The 12657-nt window shown below is 35.6% G+C and carries 6 protein-coding genes; 5 read left to right on the top strand and 1 reads right to left on the bottom strand.

Features of this window, described 5'->3' with window-relative positions; translation table 11 throughout:
* Positions 1 to 65: 65 nt before the first annotated feature.
* Positions 66 to 1796 carry a lysine--tRNA ligase gene (lysS, locus tag OPR48_RS01495; protein ID WP_265026280.1) on the bottom strand — a complete coding sequence of 577 codons (1731 nt, stop codon included), beginning with the start codon at positions 1794 to 1796 and terminating at the stop codon, positions 66 to 68.
* Positions 1797 to 1904: 108 nt separating this feature from the next.
* Between lysS and OPR48_RS01490 the strand changes: the two genes are divergently transcribed.
* Genes OPR48_RS01490 through OPR48_RS01470 form a run of 5 tightly spaced genes read left to right on the top strand, consistent with a single transcriptional unit; the run spans position 1905 to position 12650 of the window.
* Positions 1905 to 2201 (top strand): type IV secretion system protein VirB3, encoded by a 297-nt coding sequence (locus OPR48_RS01490; RefSeq protein WP_253307377.1) that lies wholly within the window; start codon positions 1905 to 1907, stop codon positions 2199 to 2201.
* Positions 2202 to 2210: 9 nt separating this feature from the next.
* Positions 2211 to 4616, top strand: coding sequence for a VirB4 family type IV secretion/conjugal transfer ATPase (locus OPR48_RS01485; protein WP_265026279.1), 2406 nt, complete (start codon positions 2211 to 2213; stop codon positions 4614 to 4616).
* Positions 4609 to 7164, top strand: a complete 2556-nt coding sequence (locus OPR48_RS01480) for a TrbL/VirB6 family protein (RefSeq protein ID WP_265026278.1) — start codon at positions 4609 to 4611, stop codon at positions 7162 to 7164. Before OPR48_RS01485 ends, OPR48_RS01480 begins: the two co-directional genes overlap by 8 nt.
* 33 nt (positions 7165 to 7197) lie before the next feature.
* On the top strand, positions 7198 to 9609 hold the full coding sequence (locus OPR48_RS01475) for a TrbL/VirB6 family protein (protein WP_265026277.1): 2412 nt from the start codon (positions 7198 to 7200) through the stop codon (positions 9607 to 9609).
* Entirely contained in the window at positions 9606 to 12650 is a 3045-nt protein-coding gene (locus tag OPR48_RS01470; RefSeq protein ID WP_265026276.1) for a TrbL/VirB6 family protein, read from the top strand. The genes OPR48_RS01475 and OPR48_RS01470 overlap by 4 nt, the downstream gene beginning before the upstream one ends.
* Positions 12651 to 12657 lie beyond the last annotated feature (7 nt).

The following is a 12657-nucleotide window of genomic DNA, read 5'->3' as shown; positions in this document are numbered from 1 at the left end:
GGCTGGCAAAATGTGTCAAGGAATTCTTATTAAAACTAAAGAGCTCAAATGAAAGAAGGTAAACTCTAAAGTATACATTTAGTAGCGCTTCCTATGAGAGAAATCGTATTATCTATTCCATAAAGCTTTATGAAGGATCCCATTCTTGGGCCGGTTTTTTGGCCAAGTAACGTTTCATATAATAGCTGAAACCAATCACGTAAGTTGGTGTAATCATATTTTTTTCCAATAGAAAATACCTGAGATTGAATTTCTTCAGCAGTAGCAGTTATAGATAGAGAATCTAAAGTGTCCTTCAAATCTAGTAACGCTTCTTTCTCTTTTGCATTTGGAGTTTTATATGATTTTGTTGGTTTGATAAAATCGTGGTAATACTTTACTGCAAAGTCTGAAAGTCTATCAAGCATTTTATTATTTTCTGGTGTAACGTTTGGTGCATAAGAGGATATAAAACCCCATAGGATCTCTTTGTTTTCGGCGTTACAAGCTGCTGCTAGGTTTAAAAGTAGCGAGAAATTTATGCCTGAAGTATCTATATTTGGAACTTTGCCCTGGTGGATATGCCATGCAGGATTGTCTAATCGTTGTTCTAGTGAAAAATTAGCACCTCGGTCAGGTGTCATTCCAGTGCTTGACACTGGAATCCATATTTTTTCTTCCTGGATCCCAGTGTCCGCTACTCGGATGACAGTAGAGGGGTCTGGGATAACAGAAGCCTCTGAGGTAACAAATGGTTCTGAAATTATAGGCGATTCTGCAGTAAGTCTACTGTCTGTATCCTTTTCTTTATTCTCATTATAACGCTTAACAAACTCTAGATACTCATCAGTTGATTTTGGTATCACATCAAAATATAAACGTTTAGCTTTTTTAGGACTCTGAAAAATGTACAATGCTAAGCTCTCTGTTGGTGCGTAAGTTAACCACTCTTCAATTGAAATGCCATTTCCTTTTGATTTTGATATTTTCTTTCCTTCTTTATCAAGGAAAAGCTCGTAGCAAAACAGAAGTGGTGGCTTTTTTCCAAGTATTTCACATATTTGACTTGAAAGCACAGCAGATGGAGTTAAATCTTTTCCGTGAGCTTCATAATTTACTCCAAATGCGGCCCACCTCATTCCCCAATCAGGTTTCCATTGCAGTTTACATTTTCCTTTTGTCACCGGAACTTCTATTTTTTCCCCGTTTGGGTCTTCATACGTGATTGTTCCTTTATCTGTATTTGTTTCAATTACTGGAACTTGTAAAACTTGAGAAGTTTTTGGGCATATTGGCAAGAATGGACTATAAGTCTGCTGTCTTTCTTCCCGAAATGATGGAAGCATTACGTCCATCACTTTATCATAATTTTTCAGCAAGAGTAAAAGTTTTTCATCGTAAACGCCAGATTTATAACACTCTGTTGCACTCCTAAATTCGTATTCAAATTCAAACAAATCAAGAAATTTACACAACAATGAATTCATATGATGACCATAACTCTGATGAGTGCCAAATGGATCAGGTATCATAGTCAATGGTTTATTTAAGTGCTCTCTTAGCATCTCTTGATTTGGCACATTATCTGGTATTTTTCGTAAACCATCCATATCATCTGAAACTGCAATGATTTTGGTTTTTATACCAGGAGCTATTTTTTTTAATGCATTTACAACAACTGTAGTGCGAAAAACCTCTCCAAAGGTTCCTATGTGGGGTAAACCAGAGGGTCCATAACCAGTTTCAAATATTATTTCTTTTTTATTAGGAAACTCTTGCAATATTTTTTTTGCTTCTTGAAATGGCCAACTTGTCATTATCTGGGTTAAATAATGTACCTTAACTTAAAGTGCTACTAGTTTCAATGGATTTTTAATATAATGATATAGTATTAGTGTTAGAGCTATTATTAGAAGGTTAAAGATATGTCCACAGGTAGTATACAAACAGATCAATTATTTAAAGGTCTTACAAGACCTGCAATGCTCTTTGGTGTGAGTTATATGTTTGCAATATTAAACGTTCTGATTTGCCTGCTAATTTTCATTAATTCAAATGATTTGAGAGTGATTCTCTTAATGTTACCAGGTATACATGGACTTGGCTATATAGCTTCTGCAAAAGAACCGTTGTTTATTGAATTATTTATGGTAAAATTAGGAAAGTGCTCGAAATGTTTAAATCGTTTTTATCATGGAGCCAATTCTTATGATATTGCTTAACGTTGTGTGATGCTGAGGTTTAGGGCTATTCAATCGAAGAATAAATCTACTCTGAACAGGGAAGTTCACGCTGCTGAATTTATTCCTTATTCTTGCTATTGGAATAGCACAACCTTGATGACAAAAGAAAATTGGTTGGTTAAGGTTATAAAATTAAGTGGTTTTGCATTTGAAACCGCTGATGACGAGGATTTAGTCATACAGAACAACATCAGGAATCAGATGCTAAGAAGCATTTCATCTCCGGCATTTAGTTTGTATTTTCATACTATCAGACGTAAGAAAAATATTTTTTCTGATGAATTTGCAAGTCAAGGTTTGCCGAATTTTTTCGCTAATCACGTAAATCTAAAATGGAGAGAAAAACACGCAACAAGGCAATCATTTATTAATGACCTATACATTACGATTATCCGTAGAGCGGACACGAAAGGAGTAGAATTTTTGTCACATCTACTAAAAAAATTCGGGCATGTAACTTCAAAACATGCTTGGGAAAGTGATATGCGTGCCACATATGAAGATTTAGAGGAAACGACAAATCGTGTAGTGACAAGCCTTAGGAATTATTCGCCTAAAATCCTTGGAGTAAAAGAAACTCCAGGTGGTTTGTTCTGTGAAATAATGGAGTTTCTATCTAGAATTGTAAATTGTGGCTTCGTTACAAATACGCTTTTTCCGCTAAGAACTGAAATATCAAGATACTTACCAGTACATAGATTATTCTTTGGCCGTAAGATGATACAGGTTGTGACTCATAATGAGAGTAAATATGCTGGAATAGTTAGTATAAAAGAGTATGGAAATAATACTTCTGCAGGAATGCTTGATTCTTTTTTACAACTTCCTTACGAATTTATAATTACGCAATCTTTTCAATTTACAAACAGGCAAATAGCAATTGGAAAAATGCAGATACAGCAAAATCGAATGATACAGTCTGCAGATAAAGCTATTTCTCAAATAGCAGAAATTTCTCAAGCGCTTGATGACGCAATGAGTGGTAAGATTGCCTTTGGTCAACATCACCTGACTATTTTATGTATAGAAAAAAGTCCTAAATCATTGGATAACGCTCTGTCGTTGGTAGAATCAGAGCTTTCTAATTGCGGTGTTTACCCTATCCGTGAGAGAGTTAACCTTGAACCAGCATTTTGGGCGCAAATTCCTGGTAATTTCGATTATATAGTGAGAAAAGCTACAATAAGTAGCCTTAATTTGGCTGGATTTGCATCTCAACATAATTATCCTACTGGTAATAAATTCAATAACCACTGGGGAGATGCCGTTACAATTTTTGACACAACATCTGGTACTCCATTTTTTTTCAACTTTCATATAAGGGATGTTGGACACACTATGATAATTGGCCCAACTGGTGCTGGTAAAACTGTTTTAATGAATTTCTTGTGTGCCCAAGCGATGAAGTTTTCTCCAAGGATATTCTTTTTTGATAAAGATCGCGGTGCAGAGATTTTTTTGAGAGCACTTAGTGGTATCTATACTGTAATAGAACCAAGAACTAAAACAAATTTTAATCCTTTGCAACTTGATGACACCTCTGATAATAGAACATTTTTAATGGAGTGGATAAAGTCTTTAATTTCGGTATATAATGATAAATTTACTTCAGAAGATATTGCACGAATTAATGATGCAATTGAAGGGAATTTTAAATTAAGAAAAGAAGACAGGTTCTTGAGAAACCTCGTACCGTTTTTAGGGCTTGCAGGTCCTGATACTCTAGCTGGGGCAATATCTATGTGGCATGATAATGGTTCTCATGCTGCAATATTTGACAATAAAGAAGATTTGCTAGATTTTTCACGAGCAAGAGTATTTGGTTTTGAGATGGCTAGCTTGCTCAAAGATCCTGTTGCCCTTGGACCAGTATTGATTTATTTATTTCATAGGATTAGTATATCTCTTGATGGCACTCCATCTATTATCGTTCTTGATGAGGCATGGGCATTAATAGATAATCCAGTTTTTGCACCCAAGATAAAAGACTGGTTGAAGGTACTGAGAAAACTAAATGCTTTTGTGATTTTTGCTACTCAGAGTGTTGAGGATGCAAGTAAAAGTGCTATTAGCGATACGCTTGTACAACAAACAGCGACACAGATTTTTTTACCAAATCTGAAAGCTACTAGTGTCTATCGGGATGTTTTTATGTTAACTGAACGTGAATATATATTAATTAAGCATACAGATCCAAGCACTAGATTCTTTTTGGTGAAACAAGGAGTTAATGCTGTAGTAGCTAGAATAGACTTAAAAGACCTGGATGATATAATCAACGTATTATCCGGACGTGCAGAAAGTGTTCTATTGTTACACGATATATTAAATGAAGTTGGGGACAACCCAAAAGTATGGTTGCCTATATTTTATCAGAAGGTAAAAAATGTTTAAGACTAAGCTGTCATTGCTATTAATTGCGATATTTTTACTAAATATAGATTTCTTACTCTCATATCCAGTACTTGCAGATGGAGTAAGTGGTACTGACAAGACGAAATTTGTTAGTAGATTTAACTCTACTGGCAGCTTTAGTCGTGCCTCTAATCCTGATTGTGGAGCTTTTAAAACAGCTGCAGCACTTGCTGGAATAGCGATTGCTGTTGGTGCAATATTTACTAGCATTGTTTTGATCGTTTCTTCTGCTGGTTTGTTTACCGCTCTTGTTATTGTTGGAATGATAGCTGCAATTGTTGGAGTCTGGAAAGCTATAGGAGGACTTGTTGTTTGTGAACATAGTTTTGTTAGACACCCAGTTGCACGTGACCATGATGGAAAATATAAAAACTTTAAATTAAAAGATACAGGTTATAGTGTCTACACAGATAAAAATTATCAAAAAGAAGACGAATATTTTTCTGCATTACAAGGAAAATCAGGAAAAGATGGAAAACAAACAGAAAAAGAGATTTTAGACTTTAACAACTCGGATACTATGAATAACGAATATAAGAATTATTTTTGGCCAAAAAATGGTGTGCAATACAGTGAATATATAGAAGTATGTCATCGAAACCCTTTAACTTTTGGTAATCTTTTTAATAAGGTAGACTTTAATTCCAGAGGAAAACCTGGATACATAGACTTTGATGTCAGGGAGAAAGACACTGGATACGTAGATGGGTCATGGTCCTCGAAGGTTGATGGTGGTCTGGAATGTAGAGTTCTCAAAGCAGGACAGAGCAAACCCATACATGGAGCTACATTCAAAGCAGTGAGAAAAATGGGCAGATTGTGTGTGGAGTTAGCAAGTGTGAGAATGCTTGGTATCGAAATGACTCCTTGGCCGCAAGGGGTTGATATGGGGTGCACGAAATTGCCACCTGACCCACTTGCTCCTATGTGTGAAAAATCTGTGATGATATTCAAAAATAAAGATGGTATAGGAAAGGAAGAAGCTCCTATTGGTAATAATGATGACTATAAAACTACTATAAGAAATAAGGAAAAAGAAGGAAAAGTTTTTGTAGGTTATGATAATGCTGGCTGTTTTAGCTCGTATGTCTCTGAAGCTTGTTATAACCAGGCAGGGAGTAAATCATTAGCTCCTATTCCCGTGACTTCTATGATAGTGCAATGCATTAAGGAATCGTTAGATAATTTAGTTGCAGGTATTGATTTAAGTGGCAGCCCACTTAAGGATAAAGATGGACATAACAAGGGCAGTTTCTCATCTGTAGCACAAAAGAGGTTGAAAAACACTGTAACTGCTGTTTTGGTTCTAGCTTTAATACTGTTTTCTATAAAAGCCATGTCTGGCGGAGTGCGTAGTCCACAAGAAATGTACATGTTGATCATTAAATTCGCTTTAGTGATTTACTTTGCAACAGGTAGTGGCATGCAACAGGGCTATGAGTATTTGACAAAACTTTCTAATGGGTTGTCAGAAATAGTATTGAAGGCATCATCTGAAAGTAAAGGTATATGTAATTATGAAGCAGGTAGGGATTATGAATACATGCGTCATGGGAAGAAAATATCTTACAGCTACCTTGCACCTTGGGATAGGCTTGATTGCAGAATTTTATTTTATTTAGGTGCCCCTTTAGATGGAATTGGTGGCAAAATTGGTACTGGAGGTGTTGCAACGTTAGCGGTCTTGCTTGGCGCTGCTCCTGTCTTGTTAGTTGCAGGTTCGGTGATTGGTATTATTTTCGCTGGTGGACAAATTTTAGTAGCTCTTGTCTGTATATTTATGGCCGTTCTGATGATGATGGTTATTTTGTGGCTGTGCTATGTATTTATTTTATCTCTAGTTGCTTTAAGTGTAATTGTTATTCTATCACCTTTGTTTATTCCTATGGTTTTATTCCAACACACCAAAGGATATTTTGACGGCTGGGTGAAAGAGTTGATTACCTATAGCTTATACCCGGTTATCCTTTTTGCGTTTTTGTCCTTTATGTTCATAGCATGTGATAAAATCTATTTTAAAAATTTAAATTTTGAACTGGACGAGTCATATAAAAATGAACAACCGGACAAGTCATATGAAAAGAAACAAGCAGAAATCTCATATAGTAAGAAAAAACAGTGGTTTAAATTGAAAGATGGGGAATGTGATAAAAATGAAACTACTCTTGCATGTATGATGCAAAATTATAGCTTTAAAAAGAGCAGCATACTTGGTCTATTCGACTTTACATACATGGAGTTTGGCAGCTCTCTCATCGGAGAATTATTAAAATTGTGTTTAGTATTATTCCTCTTTTACCACTTTTTAAACATTCTTCCTGGCATGGCTGCTGAACTTGCTGGTAACCATAGAGCAGCACTTGGCTCAGGTCATACACCTGGACAAATGGTGGGCAAAGCTTTATCTGCTGCCAGAGCTGCTGCTGGAGGTGTTGGTCAAGCTGCTGCTGCGGCTGTCAAGAAGGCAAGAGGTACTGGTGGAGGAGGTGGAGATAGTGGTAAAGGTTCCAGCGAAAAGATTAACTAAGGTGGCGGTGATGCTAGTTAAGGTAAGTAACAGATGCTTAAACGTTTAAGTAACCAAAACTTGGGTAAGCTATGCATAAGTTTTGTGGTGCTTTTTTTATTATCTGGATGCGGGGAGGATCACTGTATTAAGCCAGAAAATTTATCAGGTTTGCGTGAAAAACTAGATATAGTGTCAACAGAGCAGAAGTGGGTTGATTCCGGTGTTAATATCTCAGATAGAATAAGAGTAACAGAGATTAATATAGTGCCTAGCAAGATTAATTTTTGTCCTAAGCAGTATGCAGATTTTGCAATTCGACCTGGGAGAAATGACGTAACATTACCATTTGCACTTAAAGCTGACGATACGATAAGCTTTAGTGTTATTGGAAGTAAAGTGTGTAAAGATAAAGAGAGTGAGACAAAAATCAGGTATGTGAAAATTGATGAAAAGTGCAGCGAACAAGAAGAGGAGTATTTTGCACACGTTTTAAATCGTGAAGAATGTCAAGGTAGTATTCAAGATGGTATATGCCCTAATAAGTATATTGTGGGTACCCCAGAATGGTTGAATGGAAAAGAGTATTGGAGTTCAGACCCATCAAAATTAGTTAAAGAGAATAGTAGAGAAAAGATTGAAAAGATTGCCAAATCTATAAAACAAGGAGAAAATATAGATTGCAGCAAGCTTTCAGAGAGCAGTGCAAGTAATATAGATACGCACATTTTAAATTTACTCTGTGGACGTATATGTAAATTTCCTTCCGGCAGCGGAAACAAAGGTTGCGCATATATTGAATACAATAGTGTAGAAGGTGAGATATCCCGGTCTGATGTTGAAGCTATTAGTAAAATACTAAAAGAAAAACAGATAAAAACTGGCATTACACTTTTGAAAATTCACATGGATGGTGAAGATTTTGAACACATTCCAGGAGGTGGTTTATGCACTAATTGTGATCACAAGATAAGAGATAACTATCGAATACCAAGATTAACTTTCAGTTTATGTAGTAGAAATGACAAGTACTGCTACGATAAAAATGACAAAGGTGGTTTCAATATAAGAGTAACAAGGATTCCTAATCTGGAAAACAACTTATACATACGCGTTTCTGATAAATTCCCTGAGCATCAGCCTGGTGATGAAAATCAGGGGGATATATCTGTGGATATTAGCAAAGTTCATGACGTTCAATACATGGAAAGCTTAAAAGAAAAGTTAAGAGACAAAACAGGTACCATATATTACGGAATAAGAGACCATGGCTGCGATCACAAAAATGAAGGTCAGTTTAGCATTAACCTCACAACTAAAGAGCCACCTACAAGAACTTTTAGTGCAATATATAATTTCTTTGATGAAAAAGTGAAAACTGCATTTTTTGGTTCTAGTTATAAAGACTCTAACGCAATTCATCCTGATACTAGTCCTGTAAAGTCTCTTTACGAAAGTTTTATAAAATCAAGCAGAACAAACACCATTAGATCCACGATAATATCGCTGTTAGTATTATACATAACCTTATATACCCTTTACTACTTTTTTGGATTAACTCATATTTCTATATATGAATTTTTAATTGTATGCGTAAAGATAGGAATCATCGTCCAGCTGTTGCAGGATAATAGCTGGGACTTTTTTTATAACAATGCATTCTCTATGCTTATTAACACTCCAAAACAACTAATAGAAATAGCAAATTTTAGAGGCACTACTTCAAATGTTTTTGAGTTTCTTGATTTGCCGCTCAATAGGTTCTTGTCATCGCATTCAGTATTGTTAATAGTGTCTCTTATATTTTCTGGCCCTTTGGGCATTGTATCTTTTTGCTTGGTGATTTGGGGTTTAATCACAGTGAGCTTATCTATTTTTAATGCCTTGTTTTCTTTTATTACATCTATAGCAATAGTTGCGTTATTGCTTTCTTTAGCACCTATTTTTATTATTTGTCTTTTATTTGCGTATACTAGGAAGATGTTTCACAGCTGGGTTAGCAATTTAGCAAGATTTGCGATTCATCCAGTGGTCCTTTTAATTTTTATATCACTGATAAGTCAGGTTATGGATTATATCATATATTCAGTATTCGATTTTGAAGTCTGCTCTACGTGTATACTTAGTATTAACCTAAAGATTTTCAACCCTTGTATCTTCTATGGTTATGCTTCCAAATATACACCTAATATTACCGCTATGATGGCTTTTGTTATTTTGGGACACGCTATGAAAGCTTTAGTTGAAGCTTCTTCGACAATATCTGACTCGTTGTTTAGTGTTTATGTAATAAGCGAACCTGGAAGACAGTATCAACAAAGCTTAATGGGAACAGTAGGGTTAGACGAACAAAGCGTTCAAAGAAGAGGAGGAGGTACTTCTCAACAGTCAGGTGCGTCAAGACCTCAAATACCACAAGGGACTCAAAGGTCAACGCCTCAGATACCACAAGGAAGACAGCAATGATAAGTAAAAGATCACTATTGTTGATACTGTGTCTTGCAATCACTGGTTGTAACATGGATTGTGTCGAACCTGGGTTGCAGAGCAGAAACACTAGTGTTAACGTGGATGTTCCAGTTCATAAAGCTGGTGAAGAAGTTAAAATTCATTGGGTTGATTCTGGTCAAGTAATTAGTAAGGGTGAGGAAATCAAATTCACCCTCGATGGATCAGTAAATTTTTGCCCTCTTAAAGAAGGTAAAAATCCAAGGAAAGTACTTGTGCCAGCTAGCTTTTGTGCTGATGGCTCAGAACCAAATTATAGTAAAGCTGCAAATATTAACGATGTGCCTAATAATTATGGCGTTGATGAAAAAGGCGTAAATGAAAACGAATTGTGCGGCGGTAAAGGATTTGGCAGCAATAGACGTTATGTAGACACTGGAATAAAAGTAAGTCCTGGTGATAAGTTAAGCTTTAGCTTAGTTCCCAGAAAAATAACAATTGATTATGACAATCCAGGAGGGAAAGGCATCAGTTTTGATGACAATTGTTATAGAGCTGAAGAAGGAGGTGAAAAAGTGCCAGCAAGGGAAATATTGAATGTTAGCGAGAAAAAAGAATTTTTTTGTGAGGGCAAGGATGGAAAGAGAAATAAAATAAAATTTTTACCTCTTGATAAAACAAAAGCAAAGGAAAGCAAAGTGCTAGTTGGCAATGGGTATACCCCATATGATAATAAGGTGCATTTTAATCAATATCATATTAAAGACAACGAACCATGGGTATATGGTTCACTGCTCGATTTACGCCGCGCTAAAATAGGATTGAATGAGTTATGTGATGGAAAAGACTGTGATTTTAACAAGGTAAGAAAGTACGACTCTACTAAAATAGGGTTGGAACGACTATGCAACGGAAAAAATTGCGATTTTAACGAGATAAAAAAGTACAGCTCTTATGAGCTTAACTGTTACTATCAGAATATATGTTACAACAAAGAAGGTATATGGAATGCTACTTTTCCTGAAGAGAAGAATTGCGTCTCTTCTATAAGGTATAGCAAATATGATAAAGGAAATAAATGTGACATGTATTCTCACCTTAAAGAAGTTGAAGATAAGCTTAAGAGGATAGAAGAAAATAAAGGGGGTCCCATGCAGATTAACGTTGATTTTACATCAAACACTGAAAAAGATATCTCATGGGCTGAGGCTCTTGTTGCAAAAATTGGTGATCTTGGCAATCAAAATACCGCTAAAGGTATTCAATGTCTTCCAGAGAAAAAGGATAATGTGTGTTCGCAAATTAGTGATAATTTCGAGGATTTTTCTCTGAAATTAAATTATGATTATCTAATAGATGGAGAAGGTATAACACCTGGTAATAGTGTGATACTTGCCATTGCAGATTATGGTAATTATGGAGCTAATAGGGGTGGGTACCATGTTAAAGTGACTAGATCATGTGAATATATTAATGGCGAAAAACTGTATGTGTATTTGGGTGATAACCCACCTAAAGATTTGCATGGTGTGGGAACTGATGATTTCAAAGTGGTAGGAGAAAGAGTAGACGGAAAAGGTAAGTACACCATATTAGATGTAATAAGCGGAGAACACTTTCAGAACGGAGAATCTAAGAAGATATATTTTGGTATTGATGTAAGCAACGTAGAGAAAGATGACATTACAGACAAAAATGGCAAATATTACGAAAACAATAAGTATAGTGTAACTTTATTTGTCAAAAGAAAAATTAATGATTTTATTTCATCAAATATAAACGAGATATTTGGTTTTATGAAAAAAGAAGTAATTGGTGACAGCGTTAAAGATTCATACAAAGGATATGCAAGAGGTCTTCTTCAAGGAGTAAGAGCTTTGCTTACTCTATACGTTATATTTACTGTCGTTGGCTATATGCTTGGAACAATACAGCTAAGTAAATTTGATTTCATTGTAAGAATGTTCAAGATAGCATTTATAGCTTTTGCCTTTAGCGATAGAAGCTGGGAACTTTTTGGTACAACTTTATCCAGACTTTTTGTAGATGGTAGCACTTATTTAGTTAATAGCTTTTCTGGCTATATAGGGGAAGGGGAGGAGAAATTTGCATTCTTAGACTTAACAGCAGGAGTATTATTCACAGCAGAAACTTGGTTCAAGTTTTTATCGTTGATGCTCTCTGGTCCTTTTGGCTTTATTGCATTTTTGGCAATACTCTACGCTACTTTTGCGTTTTTAAAATGCATTATTAGCGCTACGTTTAAATATGTAATATCTACTGTTCTAGTAGCGTTTTTACTGTCATTAACACCTTTGTTTATCGTGTTTATTTTATTTCAACAGACTAAACCCTTGTTTGATAACTGGATAAAAACGCTGGCTCACGTTGCAGTACAACCAGTTATTTTATTTTCATCTTTATCTCTTTTAAATCAGTTGATGTATTCAGTTCTATACAATCTCACAAATTTTTCTGCATGCTATCAATGTTTAATTAGCGTAAATTTCTTATCGTATGATCTGTGCTTGATGAAATCAATACTGCCTCTTGGATACAGTCCTGGCACTAATGTTGATGTTGCATTAAGTACCGGAGAAAGGGCTGGTGGGCACTTTGCAGCGTTGCCCATAGATCTGATCCAAGCATTTATGTACTTAATTATTGCTAATGCAATGGAAGCTTTTGTTTCTATATCAGAAACTATGGCACAAGCACTATTCGGCTCTGGTTTTGGGGTTGCTCAAAGTGTTAGCAAAGTTGCCGGTAGCGCATCACAAGCTATACTGTCAACCGTTGGCCTTGATGATAAGACCCAAAGTATGATACAGAGTATCAAGCAGAAAATGAGTAAAGATCGGGGAAAAATTGAGGCTAGATTGCCTGATACACCAAATCAATCAAACAAAAAAGAAGATTCTAAAGGAAGTTCTGATAGAACAACGGGTGATGATTCTGATAGACCTAAAAAACAATCAGGCAAGCAAGAAATTCCTGATGAAATAATAAGAAGTAATTCTAGTGATCATGAAGCTAAAAACAAGAATGGAGAGGAGTAAGATATGA

Source organism: Wolbachia endosymbiont (group A) of Bibio marci (assembly GCF_947251645.1).
Classification (GTDB): Bacteria; Pseudomonadota; Alphaproteobacteria; order Rickettsiales; family Anaplasmataceae; genus Wolbachia.
This window is presented reverse-complemented; position numbering and strand designations above follow the sequence as displayed.

Bases quoted from the DNA above. Each gene is read 5' to 3' on its own strand.
- lysS (WP_265026280.1), bottom strand. From the start codon at position 1,796: ATGACAAGTTGGCCATTTCAAGAAGCAAAAAAAATATTGCAAGAGTTT.
- OPR48_RS01490 (WP_253307377.1), top strand. From the start codon at position 1,905: ATGTCCACAGGTAGTATACAAACAGATCAATTATTTAAAGGTCTTACA.
- OPR48_RS01485 (WP_265026279.1), top strand. From the start codon at position 2,211: ATGCTGAGGTTTAGGGCTATTCAATCGAAGAATAAATCTACTCTGAAC.
- OPR48_RS01480 (WP_265026278.1), top strand. From the start codon at position 4,609: ATGTTTAAGACTAAGCTGTCATTGCTATTAATTGCGATATTTTTACTA.
- OPR48_RS01475 (WP_265026277.1), top strand. From the start codon at position 7,198: ATGCTTAAACGTTTAAGTAACCAAAACTTGGGTAAGCTATGCATAAGT.
- OPR48_RS01470 (WP_265026276.1), top strand. From the start codon at position 9,606: ATGATAAGTAAAAGATCACTATTGTTGATACTGTGTCTTGCAATCACT.